Here is a 23,744-nt window from a genome sequence, read left to right as displayed (position 1 = left end):
CAATGGCAGCTGTGCACGCCCCCACTTTGACGCTGACCGCCAACGGGATCCTTGGCCCCGAACCGGCAGGCATGACCTATGCCGCCTCCCTGAGCCCGACCGTCCTGCAAAGCATCGAACGCACCCTGCGCGAGGGCGAGACCGAAGGCACCGCGCTGCTCAAGGTTTCGGGCGGGTTGATCGGTCTGTGCGGGACTGTGGGCCGGATGCAGGATATCCGCGAGCCCCATCTGGTGCGGGCCGAAATCGCGCGCTCGATCATTGATCTGAAGTACCGCGTGGTGCAGCTGGACTATCCCCCTTCGGTGGCTGAAAACCTGTGCCTGCTGTTCGCCATCGTGATCGACGAGTTCATCCTGACCAGCGATTGGGGCAAGGAATCCGGCTGGGAGAACCTGACACTCGTGGCCGACCTCTTTGGGTTCCGCGACGGGGGCGACCGGTTCTACAACATCGCCGAGCGGGCGCTGATGCAGCCCAAGGCGCTGAACGAGTTTCTGCACCTGATCTATATCTTCCTGAAGCTGGGGTATCGCGGGCGCTACACCGTGGGGCAGGAAAAGGAACGGGACCGCCTGATCCACCGGCTCGAGGTGGCAATCGCCCATCCCGACACCGATGCAGTGCGCCAACGGTTCGGCCGTGACCTGCGCCGCAGCCGCGCCGGCCGGCAGGGCATGCCCACGGGCCGCAAGCTCTATTTCGCGGGGCTGGCGATCCTGCTGTTGAACGGGTTCGTGGTGGCCGCCCGCGTGGCCGAGGAACGCACCGCCGCGCGCACCCTTGAACGGTTCCGGACCGAGACCACGGGCGGCACGGCCCCCGTCTATGTCTATTCCAGCGACACCAAGACCACGGCGGTGCGCAATGATTGACGCGGTACTCAAAAAGGCGATGCGCCTCCGGATGGGCCTTTATTCGTTCTTGCTGACGATTTCGCTGCTCTTCGGGGTCCTGACCTATTTCGCGGTGGAATTTGCGAATGCGCGGATCTGGCTGCTGGCGGTGATCGCGATACTGGTGATCCTGTCGGTGGTGGTCGCGGTGCTGGTGGTGGTCTACCGCAAGACCCTCTGGCCCGAAGACCCCGTGCGCGAAGCTGAAAAGGCCCTGCGGCGCGACATTGCGCGGTTGGTGCGCAGCCTTTACGCGGCGGCCAGCCGGATTGATCGCAAGACGGCCAAGGTGCCGGTGAACCTCTTTCTGCCGGTGTCCTCGGACGCGGGGGCCAGTTGCCTGACCGAAACCGGCTACACCCGCTTTAGCGAGGGGCTGGTGCGGGGTGGGGTGGCGCTGTCGCTCTGGAGCTCATCGACCGCGTTGGCCATCCGCATGGACATCGCCCAAGGCACCGAAGCCCCGTCCGATGTGATCGCCCATTTGGGCAGCGCGCTGGTCCGTCAGCGCCCCGATGTGCCCCTGAACGCGATCTTCCTCGAGGCGGATTTGGCCGACCTGCCCGCGCTGGACGGGATCAGCCGCGACCGCATGGGCGTGATCAATCTGGTCCTGAACCGGCTCACCGAACGGCTCGCGATCTCGCCTCCTTTGCATCTGATGCTGCGCGGGATCGAAAAGAACGAGGATCTGGTCCGCGCCGCGATCCTGACAGAGAGCATCGGTGAAGAGCGCATCTTCGGCGGCTTTCTGGATCAAGGCGTGCCAGAGCAGACCGATGCCATCGCCGCGCTGTTCGACCAGATGGTCGCGCGGATCGAAACCCTGCAGACCGCCACCTTGGAAAAGCAACTGGCGCCGGATTTCTGCGCATCCCTGATCAATGCGCCGTTCCAGTTGCGGGCTGTGGGGATGCAGACCTTGGCCGTGGTCAAACCGCTGGTCCGCCCGCTGCCCCCGCGCAAAGACCCCTTTGCCATTCACAGCGTGGTATTTGCGGGGACGTCAGATCAGGACCGGTCCGCCGATTTCCTGACCCGTTTCTACGCACAGCGCTATTTCCAGAACGGAGAGATGCCGGTGGCCTTGCCCGCCGCCGATGGCAGCATCAGCGCCCGCCACGGGGGCGCGCTGGCCGCAGCCTATCGCACCGAAGCCTTTGTGGTCGAGCCGAACCACCGCCAAATCTGGCGCCGCAATGTGCGGGGGTCGCTGGTGTCCTTGGGGCTGACGGCGCTGGTTCTGCTGGTGGGGACCGCGATCTTTGTGAACCTGCGCACCTATCGGGCGGTGAACGACCGGCTCGAGGCCGCATTCCAGAGCTATTACAAATCCATGGCCAGCGCGGGGCAGGGTGCCGACGGTATCCCGACCCAAGTGATCGCCCTGAATGAAATCCGCACGGCCTTTGACGGATACGACGCCCTGCCGCTGACGCCCATTCCCGCGTGGCTGCCCAAAGGGTCGCTCAAAAACTTCTACCAGCGCGCCTATCAGCACGAGCTGACCGGTCCCTTCCAACTGGCGCTGGCGGATTATCTGGAGCGGGACCTTTTTGCCTATAACGCCCTGTCGGACGGGGTGACGCTGTTCTCGCTGGCCTTGAACGAGGCTGAATTCTATGCGGACCAGCGCGGCAATGCCGAGGGGTTGACCACCTATTACATGCGGTCCTTCGCGGATGAGGGGCTGGTCTCTGCCAACTTTGCCCGCGCCAGCGAGGCCTTGCTGGGGGACCTGTTCGCGATCAACCAGCCGCCCACCCAGCGCAACACAGAACTGAACACGGTGGTCGCCAAAACCCTGACGGGCCTGAACACTGCCGAGCTGCTCTATGAACTGCTGCTGCGCGAGCCCCAGTTCGCCGGACGGGTGGACCTGCGCAGCCGCCTTGGCCCGCGCTTCACCGAGGTCTTCGAGCCCCCTGAAACGCCGTCCATCTACCTGATCCAGCGCGCCTTTACCCGCGAAGGGTTCGACGCCATGTACCGCAACGGCGAAATCGGTGCCCTGCGGGATATGATCGGGAACTACGATCTGCTGGTCGGCCAAATGGAACCTTCGGCCGTGGACAACCTTCTGCGGAGGGTGAGCGACCTTTATGTGGCCGATTACATTGCCCGCTGGTCAGACTTCCTGAGTGCGCTGGAGCTGCACGACGCCCCCGATTGGGAAAGCGCGCAGGTGCTGATGAAGGCCTTGGTCAACACCACGGAAAATCCGGTCAAGAACCTGGTCACCACGATGCAGTCCGAGGTGTCCATCGACTTCCCGCCGCCGATGCCCCCCGTCAAAGAGGGGCAGACCCCCGATCCCATGGTGGTCGAGAAATACGAGGCTCTGAAAAACTCGCCTCAGGCACAGGCGGCGCGCAGTATTTCGGCGGCGTTTCAGGAGTATCTGACCACGCAGGATGTGTCGGGCAAACAGCTGACCCAGTTCGATATTCTGCTGGCCTATGCGCGGGATGTGGGGGCGTGGCTGGATGCGGCTGTGGCGGCCGGAACGGGCACCGGAAAATTCCTGTTTGAACAATACAGCAAGACCGAAGGCGCCACCCCGCTGGCGGTTCTGGACAACTTTGCCCAACGCAGCGAGCTGCCCATCATCCGCAGCTTCGGGGTGTCTCTGTCGGGGACGCTCGACCGCGCAGCCATGAACTTTGTCCAAACCTATGTGGACAGCCAGTGGCAGCAGCGGGTCTATGACACCTACGAGCCGATCCTGTCGACGATGTTCCCCTTCAACGAGCGGGGCAGCAACGAGATCACTCTGGCCGAGTTCGCGGAAATCTTTGGCCCCGAAGGGGTGATCCAGACCTTCAAGACCCAGTTCCTGTCGGCGTTCGAACTGCAACCGGGGGTCTTCCAGACCCGCGCGACCTTCTTGCCGCAGAACGATATCGGCTTGTCCTTCGAGACCGAGAAGATGCTTCTGGCCGCCCGCGAAGTCACCGAGTCCATGTTTGTGGACGGCAAACCCTATGTGAAGTTCCGCCTGCGGGTCAGCTACATGGACCCCTCGCTCAGCGAGATGAACCTGAGCTCTGGCGTCACCATCCACCGCTTTGCCCACGGCCCCATGAGCTGGACCGAGCAGGCTTGGCCCCTTGCGGGCATGACCAACAGCGATTTGGACCTGCGCGTCTATATGCGCTCGCGCCCCGTGCTGGACGAAGGGTTCATGGGCACATGGTCGTGGTTCCGTCTGGCCGAGGCCGGCGCGGGCAGCATCGACCCGTCCCAAGGGATCGCAGAAACCACTCTGGACATTAACGGCAACCTGATGGCCTTGCAGTTCGATGTCCCCACCCGCAGCACACCCTTTGCGCCGCGGTTCTTCACCCGTTTTTCTTTGCCAGTGCGCCTGTTCGAAACCTACGCCATCGAACCCACGCAATAGGGAGTGCGGGACATGCCTGAAGACGACGACGACAACTTTGATACCGCCAAGGAAACCTTCGAGGCCATCAGTTGGCAGGTGGCAGGTGCCCTCGCGGGGGACGCTGCGATGCCTGTGATCGCCTCGCTTCAGATGCTGTATGACATGGCGAACACGGCAAAAAGCCCCGACGAAAAGATGGTCTCGAACCCCCAATTCATCATGAACGGGCATTCGGGACGGGGCTCGCCCAAGACCCAGAGTTACTTCGGGTACCGCAAGGATCTGGCTTTTCTGTCTGCGATGCTGGGTTGGGGCAGCAAGCTTGGCTCGGTCGCGACGCAGGTGGATGTGGGCGGCATCCTGAAAGAGGGCAATGCGCTGGGCTCTTCTGTCGGGCACTTGTGCAAGGTCCGTGCGATCGGCGCGCGCTATCGTCAAAGCGAGACGATCACGCGCTGGGTCGATGCGGTCCAGACCGCCAAGGGGCTGAAGATCGCCGTGCGCACGGTCGATCTGGCAGGGGCGGCCATTCCCATCGGTGCGGTTGGTCTGGGGACCGGCGTTGCGACGGCTGTGGCAAAGGCCGGGATCAAGGTGACCATCGGGGGCCTCATGGGTCGTACCGCAATGGAACTACATTGGCGCGCCTATCAGGAGATCGCCATTAGCCGCGTTCTGGTCGCCCCGAATGGCAAACCTGTCGGCCCCGCCAGCGGCATCCTTTATGAACTGTTCACCAAGCGCGGCATGACACGGATCTTCGGCCAGCACGACATCGCCAACATCATCAAGGAACCCGCGGGTTGGCTCGCCGTGCGCGACAAGCTGATGCTGATGTGACCTTGAATTTGGCAGAAGCCATGGCGGCCTTTGGCCTCGGCGATTGTGCCGGGGCCATTCCCTTGGGCCGCCGATCGTGGCGGGTTCGGAGTGGGTCTGCCGACTGGGTCCTGAAACTGTCCGAGACGGCGCAGGTTGCGGGTTTGCGAAACGAGGCGCGGTGTTTGGCTGCATTGGCCGAGGTCGAATGCCGTTTTACGGAAAGCGATCGGTGGGCGGCTCTACTGCGGCCGTATATCGAGGGCGAGGCCTTGGCAGCGCAACCGAACGCAATGGAAAGCCTGTCGGGCTGTCTGGCGCGCCTTCATGCCCAAGGGTTCGCTTTTTGCGATTTGACACCCGCCAATGTGATTCACTCGGGGGGAATGTGTCACCTGATCGACTGGGAATTCTGTACACCCATCGGCACGAAAGTCGAAGACATGCCGCTGCGCCCTTATTCCTCGGGTTTCACCCATCCTGATCTGATTTGGGGCAGGGGTTTGGTCAGACCGGAATTCGATTTCTTCTCATTGGAGCGGGCTGAGGTGGTCCCCGAAAACCGGACACACTGCTAAGCTTGCTGCCAGCGATGACGAGGAAGAACAGCGTGGATGGCAAACGAAAGTATTACGGCGCCGAGTTCAAGGCGAAGGTTGCGCTCGATGCGATCCGTGGCGAGCTGACGGTCGCGGAGCTGGTGGCGAAGCATGGCGTGCATCAGACCCTGATCAACACATCGAAGCGGCAGGCTCTTGAGGGCATGTCCGGGATCTTCTCGGGCAAGGCCGAAGCGAAGGCCGCCGAAAAGGATGGCGAGATCGAGAAGTTGCACGCGAAGATCGGCCAGCTCGTGGTGGAACGGGATTTTTTAGCGAAAGCCTCCGGGCGGTGTGCATGTCTTGGAGGCGTGAGATGATCCAGCCAAGGCACCCGGCGCTGTCGCTCACCCGGCAATGCGCGTTGATCGGGATCAGCCGGTCGGCATGGTATGGCCCAGGCCGGACGGAGACGCCGTTTTACGGTAGCCATCAGATGGCAAGGCACCTACGCAAACAAGACTATTGCGTCGGGCGCAAACGGATCCGCCGGCTGATGGGCCTACGGGCCGTCTATCAGCGACCGAAGACTACGGAGCCCCACCCGGAAAACCGTAAGCATTCCTATCTGCGATGCCGCTATCCAAGCATGCCCTGCACTAAAAGTGCTGTTCGGGATGCCGCTCCGGCAGACAAGCGGTTTTCTACAAAGCTTGCTGCGGCTCATCGGTTTGGGTTGGTCGTTTCCACACTTCAGCAGTCTATGTCGCCGCTAAAAAAACTGAACGTGAGTTGTTCTTTGGTGGCGACCTCTCTCGGGCAATCGTTTTGCGATGCGCTGCCAGACAGTGGTTTGAGCGGGTACCACCGACGAATCCGTGTCGAAACCAGGATACATTGGGTGAAGGTGCTCTAATGTCGCGGGAATTTGACCAGCAATAGAGGAAACCCGGATCCGCGTTGCCGTCCTGAACAAATACACAGCTCGTGTAATGACCGATTGATTTCCTGCTCATGCTAAACGGAAGAAAGTAGCCATGAGTAAGAGTATGGACGAGACCGACAAACGCTGGACAGCCAAGCGAAAGACCGCTCTAGTGATCGAGATCATTCAGGGGAAAACCACGGTGGCCGAGGCTAGCCGGACCTATGATCTGACGCCGTCCGAGACCGAAACTTGGATCGACGACGCGAAGAAGGGGATGGAGAATTCTTTGCGTGAGGCGCCGCAAGATATCCATACGCAGTACGAGAAGTAGCTCAAAGACCTGCAAAAAGCCTATGGCGAGGCCATTCTCGAGCTGCACGCTCGAAAAAAGTTTCAGGCCCTCATGGAGCGGGAGGACGGCAATTGATCCGGACGCTTCATGAGGGACTGTTGGCGGACGGGATCAAGGTCTCGATCGCCAAGCTCTGCGCCTGGTTCTGCGTTCCAAGGCGGACAGTTTACTACAAGCCGACAAAGTCTGCGCCTAAGGTCGTTCCGCGCTTCGCCGTCCCAATCAAAGCTATGATCGAGAAAGAGCCTTGGGATGCGACCCCGCATTCAGGCTGTTCCGTCCGTGGCCATCGCCCCGAACGAGCGCTGGTCAACGAACTGGCCCGCGATTGGACTGGAAAAGACGGGTGGGCATCTCTGGCCTTGGTCATCGATTGCCAGACGCGCGAGCTTTTGGGCTGCCACATCTCCAGATCCGGCAAAGCGACTAAAGCCAGTGCAGCTTAGGAACATGCTTTGATCAGCAGGTTCGGGCCCCTTGGCCGCGTCCAGAAAGAATGCCTGCTTCGCACAGACGACGTGTTAGTTTTTACAAGCAGACACTTCACGGCACTGATCCGCAGCTATGGCCTGAAGCAAGAGTTCATCACCCCGCATTGTCCGCAGCAAAATGGCATGGTCGAAAGGGTCATCCGCACCCTCAAAGAACAATGCACCCGCCGTAATCGCTTCGAGAGCATCCAGCACGCCACACGCATCAACGGCGACTGGATCAGCTTTTACAAGAGCCGCCGCCCTCATCAGGCCCTTGCCATGCGCACAACTACTAAGGCATTCAGATTAGCAGCTTAAACTGAGCAGCAAACGCTGCGTCAACACATTCGTGTCATATCAGTTAATAAGTTCGCAAACAAAATCCTTCCATGAAAAGGAAAAGTACTGTGACGCCCCGACTTGTGTCGCTAACGCCACTAAATAGAAAAAGTCAGTGAAATCTTTTCCACGGGACGGGGCGACCGAGAAGCTCCTCGAGAAATCGCACATCATCTAAAAAAAATTGAAATAAAAAGCTTTCTGTTTCTTGGGAAATCGGCGCGGCAACAGAACGAACAGGGATACGATTCCTATGTCGCAATTGGCGCACCATTGAGGTATTTTTCAAAAATTCAACAATAGAACCGAGGCCGCGCCTTCTTAATAAAAAGCCAACACGCCATAAACTACTACCTATGAACTTATTTCTATACAAAACACTTTCGTTTGAACGAATGTTCGAAATGGAGTTGACAGCAGTCAGCCCGAGAAATGAAAAAACTTGATTTGCTATTACGAGTGAGTTCTCCTCTATCTCCTCCTGAAATAAAACTAAAATTTGCTCGCGAGGGAAAACATCCAACCAACGCTCCAAGTGTTTGCCATACCTTCCTTGATCCAAATAGAGTGGATTATTCTTAACACCTTCAGTGAAGTCGTATTTTTCGATCGAGATATGGCCTTTTTTGATTTCGTGCAGATGATTCGAGTAAGCTCTATCAATTGGATCGCGCAAAATGAGGATTATTTTAAAATCTGAATTGTAATTGAAAGCGCGACTTGGCGCATTGGGATGTATCAAATATGATGGCGACACGTCGCCATATAAACTTGTAGCATCAGAATTATCGAAATTGGACTCATACCATTCATAACCCTTATCGAAGTAGTAGCTAAAAAAATCGACTTCCTTACGTCTAGATAGCCGAATGGAAGGATGCTGCATCAAAATATTGTAAAGCCAGGTAGATGCGCACTTTTGCCCTCCAATACCCAAGAACATTCCTTCGCAAACAAAAGCCATTTAAAATCATCCAAATCAGTAAAATGAGATTCCAAGAATATCAGGATTGAATACAGACTCAAGTAGGAGACTGTCAGAATCTGAAAGATGCAGCATAATTCCGTTTTGAACCATCGAAAACTTGAGAAAATTCTTCAACCCCTCAGGTATCAAAATTCGAACGCCTGGCGTTAAGCCGCGAATAACGTCTAAACCTGAACCATAGGACAAAACAATATCAACTCTTTTCACTCCCTCACTGACTACAAAAAGATCGTCACCATTTCCACCTATCAGCGTAGTTCCGTCGGAAACGGTCTCAAGTCTGTTGCCGTCGTCGTTAGCAAAAAGAGAAACACCCTCACGCTCCGCTATCCCACGTTCAATATTCTCTGGAATTTTGAAATCGACAGAAACAAAAACCTCATCAATGTCACCAGAATGAAATTCCTGGATTACAGTTTTAGAGTTCGCTACAGAGAAGCTGTCGGACCTTTCTGTTCCGACAAAATGAGACGCGAGGCCATTGTCTCGAAACTGCATCCCAGGCAATAAAAGTTTGGCTTCCATTTCATCCAAAGCTTGAGCTGTATAATTAGGGATAGAACCTGCAAGATTCCTAAAGAAACGAGGTGCCACTGGCCAAAGAGGAACAAATTGACTGTAGGAAAAATCGGATAATAAGGCATTCCTAAATACTATCGTTTGAGGATCAAAGGGATCAGCACCAGTTGGGAGCCAAACATCTCCTCCAACTTGCGTTAGCGACCTAAATATCGCCGCAGAAGTGGCGAAACGAAAGCCCTCAAGATGTAAAACATCACCAGCACCGAAACCGGAAATAATTTTGTTCCCAAAACCTTTCGTTACCAAGATTTTATCGTTTCCATCAGTCAATTCAATTAAGTCAAACCCATCGCCCGGCGCAATCACATCATCAGCCGGAGTGTCGAAAATCTTTGAATCCCCAAAATTGTATGGATTTTGGCCATCCTGCATGTGTATATGTAGACTAGGAGGTATGGCATAAAATGTAATTTCGGAAATTTCGAAGGAATTCAATGGATTTAAAATATTTTGAATATCAACATTTGGGGGAGACCACCCCCCACCCCTAGCGGTAAATTGATCATTTGCTATAGCGTACATAGGGGCACGTAAATCATCGGGAGTAGGGGTTCGAAATACCTCAACCAGATTGTGACGATCCGAACCAAAATAGAAAGAAATACTGTTCTCTTCCCAAAAAACAGAATAGGTATGGAAATCCTCATAAATGTCAGTGCCGAAATTCGCATCTGCACGAACAAGATTATGAAAATTAAAGACAGTTTTCCCAAATTTATTTTTCGCAATCGGCAATTTAGGAGAAGAGCCGGAGTATTCGTTTTGGATATCGACTGAATTTACTGGCCGTCCAAGCCGATCGAATTTATCAAAAAAAACAGCGACATTAAATGTCCCATCTTTTGGGGTTTGGATCGAGAGCCCTTTCCCGTATGCCTCAAAAATATCAATTTCAGGAGGCCACCCAGGTCCCGCATGGGTCAACCAAAATGCTGGCCATCTTCCCTTGCCAGTGGGTATCCGAGCGACGATTTCAAAATAACCATAGGTTTGAGACCAGGTTTCAGAAGTTGTAATCTGACTGGTAACATACTTTATCTTAGGCGCTATCTCACCTTGACCGGATTGGATCAAATATTGATCAATTGCTTGCCGACATTCGGGGGAAACACGTGAAGACCGAAGAAGCAAAACGCCATTAGACACTTCATGCAAATCTGCTAAAGACCGGTCGCACGAATTGCCAAATAAGCCGAAATCAAAAAAAACAGTTTCCTCAGAATTAGTGTAAAGCTTGCGCGAGCGCGGGATCGTAGACCAAACTCCAGAGACCCCATCATAGCGCTGCAGCGGTTCATCGAATGTCTCATGTAAAATAGGAATCAAACCTTCTAGATCTGGCGCCGCGCATGCCATTGTAGCATTATGAGACAAGCCACAAAATAAAAGCGCCAAAAATTTCGGCGTACGAAAAATCGACATCACACACATTTCCGCAAAACCTAATCTACTTTTTTATCTGTTTTAAAAAACTTTTGGCAAATATTTTTGCAAATGTCACAATGGGGCTAGCATTAACATGAAAGGTCTGCCAAGACGTATACATAATCTCAATCCCTTCCAGAGATAATCATGCGAGTACACAGCAATTTTAAAATAAAAGCACGACCCAAACAACCGATAACCACTATAAGAAGTTCACTTTCTTTACTTATTAGCCGTGTTTCCGGGAACGTCATAACGGTTTTTTATACCTTTTTGATAGCGAAAATTTCCGATTCAAGTGACTTTGGGGCAGCGATGTCTTGTTTTTCATGGACAATGCTTTTTTCAATCCTATTGGGATTAAACATAGACGCTGGCTCGATAAAATATCTTGTCGCCTACACCGAAAGAGGGGAAATGAACGCAGCAACAGGCTTTATTTCATTTAATAAAATCCTAGTTGCTGTCACTTCATCAATTTTGATTTTTATGTTCATATCTCTAGTTGCAATAGACTTTTATTTGCAACTTGGTATTTCAAAAGAATTTATTCTTCTATCAGGACTTATAACAATTTCAAGTCCGATAGTCGCACTAACGAGAATATACGCAAAGCACGCCACTGGTCTTGGATATACCTTAAGAGGCAGTGTGCCGATCATGCTAGCGAGACCTGTCGTAATATTTATTCTTTGTGGATCGCTATGGGTATTCAACTACAAAATCGATTTTGTTGATTTGGGTATTATTTTTCTGATTTCATATGTTTCAACCGCATTACTTCAATCAAAATTAATAGCACCCATATTTAAAGATCTAAAAATCAAAAATCCGGAATTCGAAAAATGGAGAGATTGGATAAAGACTGGATTAGCTACTGCGCCACTATTGCTAGTTAGAGATAATCTTAAGCATCTCATCGTCGTAAGCTCAACGATCGCATTATCAGAAAAAGAAATCGGAAAAGTAGCACTCACACTATCCGTTATGTCGATTTTATATTTCTCGGTTAAAACAATTGACATCTCAACAAGCAAACAGATCTCAAAGTTAATTCACAATCACAAAAAAACCGAACTTCAAAATGTTCTTAGAAACGTTGCCATTCTTAAGTTAGCCATACTTTTAACTGGTACGACTTTTGTGTTCATTGGAGAAAACCTGGCATTTTCTCTGTATGGATTCAAAATGTATAATGATTTCGATGTATACATTTTGGCTTCTCTTATTCCATTTTCAGACTGCATATTCGGCCCAGCTCAACTTGTCTTAAACATAAGTGGCAATCAAAAATATATTTTTATACTTTCAATTTTTGGTGCAATGTTGATAGGTTTATCAACATTGTTCGGTTCGTACTATTTCGGGGGGGTGGGTGCAATTTGGGGAGCATCAGCTGCTTACTCTGTCCAACAACTATGCCTATGTGCGTTATCAAATAGAGTAGCTAAAATAAACACTTCTGGAATGCTAATATTTCTTAGTAAAAGGCCCCTTCGTTAAAAAATTCGAAAGATCTTAAAGAGATCAAAATTTCAAATGCAGGTTTAATATGAATCGTGATCAATTATTTTCGGAAGTTGACTTAACTGAAACGATTGAAAAATTTGAGTCGATATTTTTTCGCAACTGGAAGATAATCATATTTCTTCCATTATTTACCTTGGCAATTTCTATTTCATATTTAATTTTTGTTACGCCTAGGTATACGGCAAGTGCATCAATACTTATTGACCCAAGAAATGGCCTAAATCCATATCAGGCCAACGAAATCTCACCCGGTTTATTAACTTCGGATGGTTTAACGGTCGAGAGCGAGATCAGGATCATAGGCTCTCGAGAGGTAACATCACGAGCAGCTCACAAACTCGGTCTAGATAAGTTCACAAATGAAGAAAGCAAAACAACAAATTTTTCTTTGAGCGCGATTAGGGAATGGCTTCGCGGAACTGGATATTTCGAAATCTTGATGAATGATGATGTTTCCATTTCCAACGAAAATACCCAAGAAAGAAAATTAGAAGCAGTAAGATCAAAATTTTCAAAAGGCTTGGAGGTAAGAAGATCAGGCGACGCTTACATCGTTGAAGTTTTATATACCTCGAATGATATAGAGTTTGCTCCTTTGGCAGTAAATACTGTGATAAGCGAATACCTTACAATCTCAAGAGAGCAACATGTCTACAATGTCGAAAAAAATCAACAGTGGCTGAAAAGCAGAATTTCGGAGTTAGGTGCGGAAGTCGACACAACAGAGCGTGAAATAGCAGAGTTTCGACAAAAATATCAGCTTCTAAGTCCCGAAGGAACTCTTCTGCCGACAGAAATAGCGCTTAATGCAGCGATAGAAGAAAAAATTCAACTGACAAGTCGTGCACTATCCCTTGATGTACAAGCTACACAGCTTAAGGAACAAATAGAAACCGGCGATGTAAATGCCATCACAATAGATGTAAGTGATAGGTCGAAGGCCTTGGATGAATTTGAAAGAATTTATATAGACCTTCTACAGCAAGAGCAGTCTCTACTTCTGAGTCGCAATAGTTCAACGGCGTCAGCGTTGAACTTGAAAAGTAGAATCCAAGAGCAGCGAGCTCTCATAATTTCTGAATACATTCAAGTTCAGCAAAGATTAACAACAAGAGGTAACGCAATCCGCAATCAGATTGCAGGACTTGATGCGCTGATGGCAAATTTAAGACAAGAACATGCAGCTGAGTCTACAGAAATACTTAAACTGCGCAGCCTAGAGAGAGATGCGAATGCTAAACGTGCTTTATACGAAAAGTTACTTGAGCAGTACAATGACACCACACAACTTCTGAGCTTCGATGCAACTTCAGCTCGCGTAATTGCACAAGCCGTTATACCTGATTCAAAATCATTTCCGAACAATCGTATGATTTTGATGATTGGCCTATTGTCTGGAATTTTGGTCGCATTCGCGATCACTTCTGTTTTAGAGACATGGAATGACAGTTTGTACGATAGAAAAATCGCCTCCAGAAAATTCAATTTAAATTTCTTAGGCGTAGTTCCAAGCCTAAAATCAAAATTTTTGCTAAGAGAGCTTACGAATATAATAGCATCGGGTTATATTTTCACCGATCAAAAGATCAAAATACGCGAGAATTGGATTTTGACGATGCAAACGATGAGGGCAGTACATGTTAACCTTATAATGAAACGTGAAAACAAAAACGATTGTGGTTCAATATTAGGCGTTACCTCAACAAGGAAAGGTGAAGGAAAGACAACAACATCAATGATTTTGGCAAAGTATTTAGCGAACCAGAATCACAAAACAGTTTTCATTGATTTGGATTTTTTTGAGAGGGGCGCGACAAAATTATTGGCGCAAGATCTAAGGCCCGATCAGCAGTTGGAAAATATTTTAGAATCATATTTAAACAACGAGCGCTGCTTAGATGAGATTTACGGAAAATCCAAAATTTGGTTTATTGGAAACAGCAAACCTGATTTAATAATGACGTCGGCTTATATTGACCGTTTAGCAGAGCTGATGCGCTATCTTCAGAAAAACTTCGATTTTATCATAATCGATCTTCCACCGGTGGCAGGAAACTCAGAGACAAAATTTCTTACAAGTCTTTGTGAGGAAATTCTATATGTTATCAAATGGGGTGATACCAGATCATCGGATATAGATATGGCATTGGAACAAATCAATTTCAGTGAAAATAATAATGTCCTCGGTTTTATTTTCTCTAAAGTCAACATGAAATTATTTAATAGAATAAACAAAGACGATTTCTATTACAAACAATAGAGATTAAGCCACATCCGATGAAAAAAATTGTTTTTATACAATACTTAAGGGCAATAGCCGCCATAAGTGTTATCCTACTCCATGCTAGTACCAGATTTAACAGTCCAGAGATGGCAGCAATCTATAATTTTTTTAGGTTTGGCCACATGGGAGTTGATTTATTCTTTGTAATTAGTGGATTTATTATTAGCCATGTCTCAACGAATTATAGTAGTAACCCGATTTCTTTTTTCAAAGCACGCATGCTACGTATCCTCCCGCAGTACTGGATTTTAACGATAATTTGGTATTTCACATTGATTTTGATACCAGTGAAATGGGCTGACACTTCCTTCAGTCATCTGATCGAATCCCTCCTCTTTATCCCTCACTGGCATCCTAGTTTCCCTAACCACATTTGGCCCTTTTTGATCCCTGGTTGGACATTGAATTATGAGGTCTTTTTTTACGGAATTTTTTCACTCATCCTTTTTGTTCGTAAAGAATTTCGTACTCCAATTTTAATTGGAACTTTCACAACGTTAGTTTTACTCGGAATTTTCAATAATTCGAAGTTTGCAATTTTTGTATTCATTTTCAATCCTATTTTGCTCGAGTTTCTCTTCGGGGTATTGATAAATGATGTGATTAGTCGGTTTAAAGAAATTTCAAGAGGTGTATCGATTTTCTGTATATTTTTTGGATGTTTGGCTTGTGTCTTATTTTCAACGAATTATGATCCTGAGTCACCGTGGACACGCGTTGCATATTTCGCGTTGCCATTTTCTTTTGTATTTTTCGGAATGTTGAATCTGAAAATTCAATTGATACATCTCCCATTACTTGAAAAAGTTGGTGACGCTAGTTTTTCTATTTACCTTTTGCACACCATCGTTCTCACACTAATTGAGAAAATACTGCTCTATTTTCCTTTTAACTTAGATTGGCGATACTCACTTACTAGTTCGATTATTTCCATAATTGCAGCAATTTTCCTAGGCATGCAATGGAAGACCTTTATTGAAAGTCCAATTCAAAAACTTGTGAAAAAATTATTTTTGAATTAAAAAACATTAAATTGTTTGGAGTGAACAGTTTGAAAAACATAATCTTGGTAACAGTTTTTGGATTTGATGTCGCAGAGATTTCTCAAATACGTCGCATAAGAAGCTTTAGCGCATTAGGCCTTAAAGTGCAGAGCTTTACCATGCGCAGAAAAAACATGAATAAAGATTTCAAACCTGATTGGCCAAACGTTCACCTATACGAAACAGAAAACGAAAAATTATTAAAGAGATTTTTGGTTATATTTAAATCTCTATTTAAGATGTTGGCTCATCGAAAAGCTTTGCATGAATCTGACGTGATTATTGCTCGAAATCTAGACATGCTGTGTATCGCTTGGTTCTCTAAAGTCGTTCTGAGATTAAATAACACTCCCTTAATCTACGAGTGTTTGGATATTAACTCAGCGCTGTGCGGAAATAGATACAATCATCTGCTACTAAGGTGGGTCGAAAGATTTCTACTGCGAAGAATTCAATTGCTAGTCGTATCTTCTCCAGCATTTTTAACAGAATACTTTTGTAGTATTCAATCTTTTCAGGGAAAACACTACCTACTTGAGAATAAGTTGGCGCTAAGTTTAGAACTCCCATCGAGACCGCGATCAAACCTTATCTCATCCGAAGAAAATGATATCGTTTTAGGCTGGGTAGGCACTATTCGTTGTAAACCTACATTTGATTTATTAGTTGAATTATCGCGCCAGTTAGAAAAAAATATTAGCATTAAGATTTTCGGCGTTGTACATGAACATTGCATTAACGATTTTTTTGAAACAATAGAAAAATGCAAAAACATATCATTTTATGGACCGTATGAGTACCCCCAAGATTTAGCAAAGATTTATCAAAGTATCGATTTAGTTTGGGCCCAGGATTTGTGGCAGCGTGATACAAATTCAAAGTGGCTTTTACCAAATCGGATCTATGAAGCCAGTTGGGCAGGTTGCCCGAGTTTGGCGCTAGCTGATACCGAAACTGGCCGTAGGATTTCGCAAGATAAGCTCGGTTGGGTGATAGATAGTCCTACCTCAAAATGTCTCGTAGACTTTCTATCGACGATCACCAAAGAAAGTCTATCCCAGAAGCGCGCAGAATTGTTGCTTCGCTCCTCAGCGGATTTCATTCAAAGCAAGGAAGATCTTCAGAAATTATTCGAAACTCTTTCTGATTGCCGAGTATCATTTAAATAGGATTTTCGAAATTGAAGAGCAATGGTAAAAAAAATTCCTTTGACCCTAAAGAAATTCTAGTGGCAATTCCAACATTAAACGAAGAAAAGTATATTAGAAAAACCATTTTAAGTCTTATCGGTTCGAATTTAAATAATCTTGAAACAAAAATTGTAGTTGCCGACGGCGGAAGCTCCGATAGAACCTGCGAAATTGTCATCGAATTGGCAAAGACTTTTCCCAACATACAACTGATTCAAAATAGACAAAGATTGCAATCAGCGGCAATCAATCTTGTTGTCAATGAAGCAGCCGAAGAGCATCATGAGTTTCTTGTAAGAGTCGATGCGCATTCGATTTATCCTGAAGATTATATTTTTAAAGTTGTTCAAAGTATGATCACTAACAACGTTGAGGCAGTAGCAACAGTCATGGATTCTGTTGGTATAAATTGTTTTCAGCGCGGAGCCGCATGGGCGATGGACACCCCCCTAGGCACAGGAGGATCGAGCCATAGAGGCGGCAAAAGGTCTCACTTTGTAGATCACGGTCATCACGCGGGATTTCGATTGGAAATCTGGCGCAAAGTAGGTGGCTACAATACTAAATTTGTAGCTAACGAAGATGCCGAATTAGATTACAGAATAAGAATGGCAGGTGGAAAAATCTGGCTCGACGCAACCATAAGAATAGATTATGTAATGCGTGGCTCAATCTTAAAGCTCTCTAGACAGTATTTTCGATATGGCTGGGGTAGGGCGCAGACCACCATCCTACATAAGAAAGCTCCAAAATTTCGCCAATTTTTTCCGCCACTTTTTTTCGTTACAAATATAATTGCCATCCTTTTTGGATTCATTTACAGTTTTTTATTTTTCATCCCACTTTCTTACGTTTTTCTATTATTTTCTACTTCTCTCTTCCTCATGTTGAAAAATAAGAGCATTTGCGGAATCTGTGCAGGACCAGCGCTCTCTGCAATGCATTTATCTTGGAGTTTCGGATTTATTTCCTATATGGTTCACATGTGGTTTAACAGAAATGAAGATTGATATTTGTATTTGCACACACAGACGTCCACATGTATCCCAGACCATCAAATCCATTTCGGATTCAGATATTCCTAAAGGCGTAGTACTGCGCATAATTATTATAGATAATGATCTTTTGCCGACTGCAGAAAAGTTCGTGAAAGCAGTCCAGGAAGGGATCAACATCCCAATCCTATATAAGCATATACCAGGATCAAACATTTCTTTAGCTAGAAACGCTGCCTTGGACACTTCCACTTCTGATTGGATCGCTTTTCTCGATGATGACGAAACTGTTGATAGTGCTTGGTTAAATCACCTAATTTTACGGCAGAAAGAAACGAATGCCGATGCTGTATTCGGTGTTAGCAAAGCCTGTTATAATAAAGAGACCCCGACCTGGATTAGAAAAGGTGACTTTCATTCACAAAACGTCAAAGAAAGAAATGATGTGATCGAGACAGGCCATACTTGTAACTGTCTCTTCAGATTGCGACACACCAATTGGAGTGACCAAAGATTCAATTTAAATTTTGGAAAGACTGGTGGCGAAGACACGGAATTTTTTTACAAGATTAGGAAACAAGGGGCGATTTTCGCTGTCGCGAAACATTCGATTGCCTATGAAACGGTCACATCCGAAAGATTAACAATGAACTGGCTGATTAAACGACGCTTTAGAATTGGTCAAAGCTACGCGTTCTCGACATCCGATGGAAATTCTAAATTGAGGCTCTTTGTTTCGGCGATATTTAAAACTAGTTTTTGCTTTTTTGTTTCTTTGTGTTGCGTTTATGACTTTAACAAATTTGCGTTTTGGCTCCTTAGAGCCGTGATGCACTCTGGTGTCTGTTGCGCATGCATCGGCATGCGAAGCCCCTTGCTATATGGCAAATAGAATGAATCACGTGATACAATTAAATACGCGGCTTACGGGAATTCAGGTAGGGAGAGCATTCGCTGCTCTGGCAGTCGTGATTTTTCACGCAAATAATTTTATTTTACCAGAAAAAATTTTCGACAAAGTAGACGCTGGTAGTTTTTTCAATTTAGGATATGCGGGAGTTGATTTCTTTTTTGTGTTATCTGGCTTCATTATTTTAAAGTTTCAAGCAAACCAGGCCGGAAAATTTGCGTTTGCATATTCATTTATTTTGAAGCGAGCTATGAGGATCTTCCCTTTTTTTTGGATAGTTCTTATAGTTCAGATTTCTGAAAAAATATTATTCAACCAATCTGAATTCTTTGATGCTTATACGATTTCGGATATCCTCTTTTCGTTCGCATTGCTTCCATTAAATGAAAAATTTGATATTGTGCGGGTTTCATGGACATTGAAGCATGAGATTCTTTTTTATCTCATTTTTTCCGTTTCATTATTTAGGCGAAAACTCGGCACTGCGCTTCTCCTTGTTTGGCTTTCAGCAATTTTGGCGAAACTGATTTTTCAATTTTCACCTTCCTATCCTTTCAATTTCCTTTTTGACACTTACAACTTGCTTTTCTTTTTGGGAATGCTGGCTTCGGTTAGCCTCTCTGTATTTTCTAAATCTGGCTGCAACTACTCACTAGTGTTCGGAATATTGTTGTTTTTTACCCCGGGGTTACTTAAGACGACTATTCTCTCTCCCTGCGATGAAAGTTTCTCTCCAATTTTTTACGGTTTTGCTTCCATGCTCATCGTTATAGGTCTTTCCGGTAGCAACATTTCTTGGAACGATAAATTGATCCGCGTTGGCGATGCATCTTTTTCTATTTATCTATGCCACATGCCTATCATGCTTCTGATTTGCAAGCTTTTATCGAAAACAGGGTTTTTCTTTGAAATTGGTCCCTTTTGGAGTCTATTTGTTCTAACACTTGCTTCCACTATTTTTGGTTGCATTGTGTATCTCTACATCGAAAAACCCGTTACGCGTTATTTTTCAAAACTATTATTGAAGTAGGTTATTATGTTTTACGAAAATACTGGCGTCAAATTGCCCGACTTCATTATTATAGGTGCGATGAAATCTGGCACCACTACTTTGTATGACTACCTTTCAAAACATCCAGATATTGTTATGTCAAGAAAGAAAGAAACAGATTTCTTCGTAAAGGAAAAAAATTGGAAAAAGGGACTTGATTGGTATTCGAATCAATTCAAAGCTGGCGGTAAAATTCTAGGTGAAGCTAGTCCCAATTACACAAAACAGAGAGATTTTACAGGTGTTCCCGAAAGAATTTTCGGAGTTTGCCCTCGAGTTCGTTTTATTTATATTCTTAGGGATCCAGTACAAAGGGCAATTTCTCAATACCAACATAGTTTTCTTCAGGAAAAGCAAAAATCAAATTCTGCGGATTATTGGTGCGAAGAAAATTATTCTCATATATTGGATGCTAGTAGGTATGGTACGCAACTGCTCTGTTATTTGAAATTCTTTCCACTTGATAGATTTCTCTTTATTGACTTTTGTGATCTAATCAAAAATCCGCAAACCACCATAAATTTAGTCACTGAACATATCGGGGTTGATTCTCTTCTCGTTTCCCAACCAATAAATGAAAATAGTGGCGATATAATTTCCGGAATACCTAGGGAAATTCTTTCCTTTTCCCAATCACGCCCTGGGCAGTTTTTTTCAGACCTACTTTCACATTCAACTAAAAGTGCTCTAAAAAAGACTCTATCCCTATCTAAAAAGAGAATAGCGCCTTGCATTCCCGATATTATAATTCAACGAATGAAGGTCGATTTGGTTGAAGAAGCGGCGTTAGTTCGTGAATACTCTTGTAAGAGTTTTTCTTCCTGGTGCATATAGTTTTGTAGTTAGGTTAATAGGTGCTTTGTAGCGCAAAACAGGTTAAAATTAGGTTTCCCTGTCCCTGATAGACCTATCCTAGGCGCTCTATGAGTGGTATTCAGCGCTGAGCTTTGCGGTTCAGTACCAAGGTGGTTGGTGCTTCTCAATTTGGCGGTAGAAAAACGGTACCGTTTGGCTCAGGACCTATTAACTTTTGGCGTCGAGTCAGGATCTGAATGATCCGATGTTCGATTTCATGAGTATCCTGTTCTGGCTGACCTAAGCGCAGATTGAGCGCATTCGCCCCTATTTCCGAAAAGCCGCGGACGTCCCCGCGTCGATGACCTGCGTGTCCTGAGCGGGATTATCTTCATCAATCGCAATGGTTTGAGTTGGTGTGACGCGCCCCGCGAATACGGCCTGCCCAAAACGCTCTACAACCGATGGAAACGGTGGAGCCGGATGGGCATCTTCGGCCAGATCTTAGAAGGGCTGACCTCCGAAAAAGCTGACACTCGAACAGTGATGTGTAATGACCGATTGATTTCCTGCTCATGCTAAACGGAAGAAAGTAGCCATGAGTAAGAGTATGGACGAGACCGACAAACGCTGGACAGCCAAGCGAAAGACCGCTCTAGTGATCGAGATCATTCAGGGGAAAACCACGGTGGCCGAGGCTAGCCGGACCTATGATCTGACGCCGTCCGAGACCGAAACTTGGATCGACGACGCGAAGAAGGGGATGGAGAATTCTTTGCGTGAGGCGCCGCAAGATATCCATACGCAGTACGAGAAGTAGCTCAAAGACCTGCAAAAAGCCTATGGCGAGGCCATTCTCGAGCTGCACGCTCGAAAAAAGTTTCAGGCCCTCATGGAGCGGGAGGACGGCAATTGATCCGGACGCTTCATGAGGGACTGTTGGCGGACGGGATCAAGGTCTCGATCGCCAAGCTCTGCGCCTGGTTCTGCGTTCCAAGGCGGACAGTTTACTACAAGCCGACAAAGTCTGCGCCTAAGGTCGTTCCGCGCTTCGCCGTCCCAATCAAAGCTATGATCGAGAAAGAGCCTTGGGATGCGACCCCGCATTCAGGCTGTTCCGTCCGTGGCCATCGCCCCGAACGAGCGCTGGTCAACGAACTGGCCCGCGATTGGACTGGAAAAGACGGGTGGGCATCTCTGGCCTTGGTCATCGATTGCCAGACGCGCGAGCTTTTGGGCTGCCACATCTCCAGATCCGGCAAAGCGACTAAAGCCAGTGCAGCTTAGGAACATGCTTTGATCAGCAGGTTCGGGCCCCTTGGCCGCGTCCAGAAAGAATGCCTGCTTCGCACAGACGACGTGTTAGTTTTTACAAGCAGACACTTCACGGCACTGATCCGCAGCTATGGCCTGAAGCAAGAGTTCATCACCCCGCATTGTCCGCAGCAAAATGGCATGGTCGAAAGGGTCATCCGCACCCTCAAAGAACAATGCACCCGCCGTAATCGCTTCGAGAGCATCCAGCACGCCACACGCATCAACGGCGACTGGATCAGCTTTTACAAGAGCCGCCGCCCTCATCAGGCCCTTGCCATGCGCACAACTACTAAGGCATTCAGATTAGCAGCTTAAACTGAGCAGCAAACGCTGCGTCAATACGAACGGATGCTCGGCGATAGGGGATACGATGCTGACTGGTTCAGAGAAGCGTTGAAAGACAAGGGGAAGAAGGTCTGCAGTCCCGGCCGGAAGTCACGCAAGACGCCGGTAAGATATGACAAGCGCGGTTACAAGCGGCGCAATCGCATCGAGATCATGTTCGGGCCATTGAAGGATTGGCGGCGGGTTGCCACTCGATACGACCGCTGCCCGATCATCTATCTCTCGGCGATCGCGCTCGCCGCCACGGTCTTGCTCTGGCTCTGAATGAAAATGAGTCCTGACCCTAAATTCTGTTCGAACAAGGTCTGTGGGCAAAACAAAGTAAAAAATCAATACAATTAACCATTGCCATTTCAACTGCGAAATTTTTATTGCCTGAATTCGATAAAAATAATATCCCCTGGAAACAAAGGCGTATTTAGATCAACATTACTTATGCTTTCGCGGCCAGAATTTCTAGAGTCTATTTTATAAATAATATCTTCTTGACCTTCCGACTTGTTGCCAATTTGACTATGAAGATAATATTGTTGTTCCGTATAGGTTTGGAGCAAAGAACTTAGATGGGTGTACCTGTTTTTTGCTTCATTCAAGTCCTCGAGACATTTATCGCGTGTCTCTATCTCATAGTTCATTTTGTTTCGCTCAGCCAATTGGATAGAATGTTCCACATTGAGCTTCATTGTTTCAAGAGAAAGCAATTCTTCCCGCTCTTCAAAAACACGTCGCGATGCCTCGGTTGATCTTACACTTGTAGAAAGCCCTTGACTTTTTAACATCGCGATATTGGCAACATCCGCGTCGAGTTGCTCAATTATTCGGCCCTTAAGTTTAATCCTTTGGTCGATGAGTGAAATTTGTTTTTTTGCGTCGGAAATCTCTCTCTCCCACGAAGAGAACAGGCTGCTTTTTGAAGAAATCTGATGCTGGAAAATCGAATTCTCTGCAACCAATCTTTCCCCAATTTCTTCACTACTTAGAAAAAAAATTGGACTTAATTCACTTTCTGAGATTGTAAGATCATCTGTCACACCTGCTAATACAGCATTGAGACGTATCATTTTAAAATAAAGGTCAGATATACTATATTTCAAGTCAGTAACCTCCCTTTCGAGAAAAAGAGTGTTACTTTCAAAATATTTAGCTTCCGAATCTCTATTATCTTCACTGCGCGATAAGCCAATCGCCATACCAAGGGTCATGCCAGGAAAGTACTCATAATATCCACTAGAAACGATGTCACTTGAAATAAATATTGGCGAATAACTGACAATTTCTACAGAGGCCGTAGGAATACCATTGAAACCAGCGGAAATCATCGAAATTTTAATTTCGTCAGAAACTTGATTCAAAGATAAACCCTGCGCAGAGATTATTCCAAGCTCTGGTATTCTTAAATTACCATCCAAGTCAACCTTGTAAGACCTAGGGCCGCTCGATAAATCAAATACTAATGAGACGACATCGCCCTTAGACAGGGTGTAAGGTGACGAAAAGGAGGGGCTCCCCAAAATCAATTCAATGATAATAAAAAATAATAATTGAAAAACTTTCATTT

The 23,744-nt window shown here is 47.0% G+C and carries 21 protein-coding genes and 4 pseudogenes; 22 read left to right on the top strand and 3 right to left on the bottom strand.

Annotated features, from left to right (window positions below):
• Positions 1 to 2 precede the first annotated feature (2 nt).
• The 9 genes and pseudogenes from HJ536_RS06560 to HJ536_RS20855 all read left to right on the top strand — a co-directional run bounded on the left by HJ536_RS06560 (position 3) and on the right by HJ536_RS20855 (position 7,710).
• A complete protein-coding gene (locus tag HJ536_RS06560; RefSeq protein WP_177157104.1) occupies positions 3 to 875 on the top strand; it encodes a DotU family type IV/VI secretion system protein in 873 nt (290 codons plus the stop codon).
• A complete protein-coding gene (locus tag HJ536_RS06555; protein WP_177157103.1) occupies positions 868 to 4,299 on the top strand; it encodes an ImcF-related family protein in 3,432 nt (1,143 codons plus the stop codon). Before HJ536_RS06560 ends, HJ536_RS06555 begins: the two co-directional genes overlap by 8 nt.
• Positions 4,300 to 4,311: 12 nt before the next feature.
• Positions 4,312 to 5,121, top strand: a complete 810-nt coding sequence (locus HJ536_RS06550) for a hypothetical protein (protein WP_176855990.1) — start codon at positions 4,312 to 4,314, stop codon at positions 5,119 to 5,121.
• A complete protein-coding gene (locus tag HJ536_RS06545) occupies positions 5,085 to 5,678 on the top strand; it encodes a BUD32 family EKC/KEOPS complex subunit (protein ID WP_177157102.1) in 594 nt (197 codons plus the stop codon). The genes HJ536_RS06550 and HJ536_RS06545 overlap by 37 nt, the downstream gene beginning before the upstream one ends.
• Positions 5,679 to 5,710: 32 nt before the next feature.
• A pseudogene (locus HJ536_RS20865) lies at positions 5,711 to 6,270 on the top strand (transposase family protein); the annotation flags it as partial.
• 1 nt (position 6,271) lies between these two features.
• Positions 6,272 to 6,412: pseudogene (locus HJ536_RS06535) on the top strand (transposase); the annotation flags it as partial.
• A 264-nt stretch (positions 6,413 to 6,676) separates the two neighbouring features.
• Positions 6,677 to 6,898, top strand: coding sequence for a DUF1153 domain-containing protein (locus tag HJ536_RS06530; protein ID WP_177157091.1), 222 nt, complete (start codon positions 6,677 to 6,679; stop codon positions 6,896 to 6,898).
• Between the two features lie 92 nt (positions 6,899 to 6,990).
• Positions 6,991 to 7,365 carry a hypothetical protein gene (locus HJ536_RS20860; protein WP_228028649.1) on the top strand — a complete coding sequence of 125 codons (375 nt, stop codon included), beginning with the start codon at positions 6,991 to 6,993 and terminating at the stop codon, positions 7,363 to 7,365.
• Between the two features lie 9 nt (positions 7,366 to 7,374).
• Positions 7,375 to 7,710 carry an integrase core domain-containing protein gene (locus HJ536_RS20855; RefSeq protein WP_228028648.1) on the top strand — a complete coding sequence of 112 codons (336 nt, stop codon included), beginning with the start codon at positions 7,375 to 7,377 and terminating at the stop codon, positions 7,708 to 7,710.
• Positions 7,711 to 7,843: 133 nt separating this feature from the next.
• Here HJ536_RS20855 and HJ536_RS06520 read toward each other — a convergent pair whose 3' ends face one another.
• Positions 7,844 to 8,695 (bottom strand): sulfotransferase domain-containing protein, encoded by an 852-nt coding sequence (locus HJ536_RS06520; RefSeq protein WP_177157100.1) that lies wholly within the window; start codon positions 8,693 to 8,695, stop codon positions 7,844 to 7,846.
• Positions 8,696 to 8,710: 15 nt separating this feature from the next.
• On the bottom strand, positions 8,711 to 10,723 hold the full coding sequence (locus HJ536_RS06515) for a glycoside hydrolase family 16 protein (protein WP_177157099.1): 2,013 nt from the start codon (positions 10,721 to 10,723) through the stop codon (positions 8,711 to 8,713).
• A gap of 150 nt (positions 10,724 to 10,873) precedes the next feature.
• Between HJ536_RS06515 and HJ536_RS06510 the strand changes: the two genes are divergently transcribed.
• The 13 genes and pseudogenes from HJ536_RS06510 to HJ536_RS06455 form a co-directional block, all read left to right on the top strand.
• Positions 10,874 to 12,229 (top strand): lipopolysaccharide biosynthesis protein, encoded by a 1,356-nt coding sequence (locus HJ536_RS06510; RefSeq protein WP_177157098.1) that lies wholly within the window; start codon positions 10,874 to 10,876, stop codon positions 12,227 to 12,229.
• A gap of 49 nt (positions 12,230 to 12,278) precedes the next feature.
• Positions 12,279 to 14,516 (top strand): GumC family protein, encoded by a 2,238-nt coding sequence (locus tag HJ536_RS06505; RefSeq protein ID WP_177157097.1) that lies wholly within the window; start codon positions 12,279 to 12,281, stop codon positions 14,514 to 14,516.
• 17 nt (positions 14,517 to 14,533) lie between these two features.
• Positions 14,534 to 15,562: an acyltransferase family protein gene (locus tag HJ536_RS06500; protein WP_177157096.1), complete on the top strand. Its 1,029-nt coding sequence runs from the start codon at positions 14,534 to 14,536 to the stop codon at positions 15,560 to 15,562.
• A 29-nt stretch (positions 15,563 to 15,591) separates the two neighbouring features.
• The gene (locus HJ536_RS06495; protein WP_228028650.1) at positions 15,592 to 16,752 is read left to right on the top strand and encodes a glycosyltransferase family protein; all 1,161 of its coding nucleotides are present in this window, start codon (positions 15,592 to 15,594) and stop codon (positions 16,750 to 16,752) included.
• Between the two features lie 11 nt (positions 16,753 to 16,763).
• Complete coding sequence (locus HJ536_RS06490) at positions 16,764 to 17,783, top strand: glycosyltransferase family 2 protein (RefSeq protein WP_177157095.1); 1,020 nt, start codon at positions 16,764 to 16,766, stop codon at positions 17,781 to 17,783.
• Positions 17,773 to 18,660, top strand: a complete 888-nt coding sequence (locus HJ536_RS06485; RefSeq protein ID WP_177157094.1) for a glycosyltransferase family 2 protein — start codon at positions 17,773 to 17,775, stop codon at positions 18,658 to 18,660. The genes HJ536_RS06490 and HJ536_RS06485 overlap by 11 nt, the downstream gene beginning before the upstream one ends.
• A gap of 1 nt (position 18,661) precedes the next feature.
• A complete protein-coding gene (locus HJ536_RS06480; protein WP_177157093.1) occupies positions 18,662 to 19,708 on the top strand; it encodes an acyltransferase family protein in 1,047 nt (348 codons plus the stop codon).
• A gap of 6 nt (positions 19,709 to 19,714) precedes the next feature.
• The gene (locus HJ536_RS06475) at positions 19,715 to 20,563 is read left to right on the top strand and encodes a sulfotransferase family protein (RefSeq protein ID WP_177157092.1); all 849 of its coding nucleotides are present in this window, start codon (positions 19,715 to 19,717) and stop codon (positions 20,561 to 20,563) included.
• Between the two features lie 271 nt (positions 20,564 to 20,834).
• Positions 20,835 to 21,073 (top strand): annotated as a pseudogene (locus HJ536_RS06470) (transposase); the annotation flags it as partial.
• Positions 21,074 to 21,122: 49 nt separating this feature from the next.
• Complete coding sequence (locus HJ536_RS06465) at positions 21,123 to 21,344, top strand: DUF1153 domain-containing protein (protein WP_177157091.1); 222 nt, start codon at positions 21,123 to 21,125, stop codon at positions 21,342 to 21,344.
• Positions 21,345 to 21,436: 92 nt separating this feature from the next.
• Positions 21,437 to 21,811: a hypothetical protein gene (locus HJ536_RS20850; RefSeq protein ID WP_228028649.1), complete on the top strand. Its 375-nt coding sequence runs from the start codon at positions 21,437 to 21,439 to the stop codon at positions 21,809 to 21,811.
• A 9-nt stretch (positions 21,812 to 21,820) separates the two neighbouring features.
• Positions 21,821 to 22,156, top strand: a complete 336-nt coding sequence (locus HJ536_RS20845) for an integrase core domain-containing protein (RefSeq protein ID WP_228028648.1) — start codon at positions 21,821 to 21,823, stop codon at positions 22,154 to 22,156.
• 33 nt (positions 22,157 to 22,189) lie between these two features.
• Positions 22,190 to 22,450: pseudogene (locus HJ536_RS06455) on the top strand (transposase); the annotation flags it as partial.
• Positions 22,451 to 22,554: 104 nt separating this feature from the next.
• Here the strand turns inward: HJ536_RS06455 and HJ536_RS06450 are convergent.
• On the bottom strand, positions 22,555 to 23,742 hold the full coding sequence (locus HJ536_RS06450; protein ID WP_177157090.1) for a polysaccharide biosynthesis/export family protein: 1,188 nt from the start codon (positions 23,740 to 23,742) through the stop codon (positions 22,555 to 22,557).
• Positions 23,743 to 23,744 lie beyond the last annotated feature (2 nt).

Source organism: Donghicola mangrovi (genome assembly GCF_013377535.1).
Taxonomy (GTDB): domain Bacteria; phylum Pseudomonadota; class Alphaproteobacteria; order Rhodobacterales; family Rhodobacteraceae; genus Donghicola; species Donghicola mangrovi.
Note: the sequence above shows the minus strand (reverse complement) of the source record. Positions and strands in the feature narration are given on the sequence as shown.

What these genes read in the sequence shown, in the direction of transcription:
- HJ536_RS06560 (WP_177157104.1), top strand. Translation starts at nt 3, where the DNA reads ATGGCAGCTGTGCACGCCCCCACTTTGACGCTGACCGCCAACGGGATC.
- HJ536_RS06480 (WP_177157093.1), top strand. Translation starts at nt 18,662, where the DNA reads ATGAATCACGTGATACAATTAAATACGCGGCTTACGGGAATTCAGGTA.
- HJ536_RS06515 (WP_177157099.1), bottom strand. Translation starts at nt 10,723, where the DNA reads ATGTCGATTTTTCGTACGCCGAAATTTTTGGCGCTTTTATTTTGTGGC.
- HJ536_RS06475 (WP_177157092.1), top strand. Translation starts at nt 19,715, where the DNA reads ATGTTTTACGAAAATACTGGCGTCAAATTGCCCGACTTCATTATTATA.
- HJ536_RS06505 (WP_177157097.1), top strand. Translation starts at nt 12,279, where the DNA reads ATGAATCGTGATCAATTATTTTCGGAAGTTGACTTAACTGAAACGATT.
- HJ536_RS06485 (WP_177157094.1), top strand. Translation starts at nt 17,773, where the DNA reads ATGAAGATTGATATTTGTATTTGCACACACAGACGTCCACATGTATCC.
- HJ536_RS06510 (WP_177157098.1), top strand. Translation starts at nt 10,874, where the DNA reads ATGCGAGTACACAGCAATTTTAAAATAAAAGCACGACCCAAACAACCG.
- HJ536_RS06555 (WP_177157103.1), top strand. Translation starts at nt 868, where the DNA reads ATGATTGACGCGGTACTCAAAAAGGCGATGCGCCTCCGGATGGGCCTT.
- HJ536_RS06465 (WP_177157091.1), top strand. Translation starts at nt 21,123, where the DNA reads ATGAGTAAGAGTATGGACGAGACCGACAAACGCTGGACAGCCAAGCGA.
- HJ536_RS06520 (WP_177157100.1), bottom strand. Translation starts at nt 8,695, where the DNA reads ATGGCTTTTGTTTGCGAAGGAATGTTCTTGGGTATTGGAGGGCAAAAG.
- HJ536_RS06550 (WP_176855990.1), top strand. Translation starts at nt 4,312, where the DNA reads ATGCCTGAAGACGACGACGACAACTTTGATACCGCCAAGGAAACCTTC.
- HJ536_RS06450 (WP_177157090.1), bottom strand. Translation starts at nt 23,742, where the DNA reads ATGAAAGTTTTTCAATTATTATTTTTTATTATCATTGAATTGATTTTG.
- HJ536_RS06500 (WP_177157096.1), top strand. Translation starts at nt 14,534, where the DNA reads ATGAAAAAAATTGTTTTTATACAATACTTAAGGGCAATAGCCGCCATA.
- HJ536_RS06530 (WP_177157091.1), top strand. Translation starts at nt 6,677, where the DNA reads ATGAGTAAGAGTATGGACGAGACCGACAAACGCTGGACAGCCAAGCGA.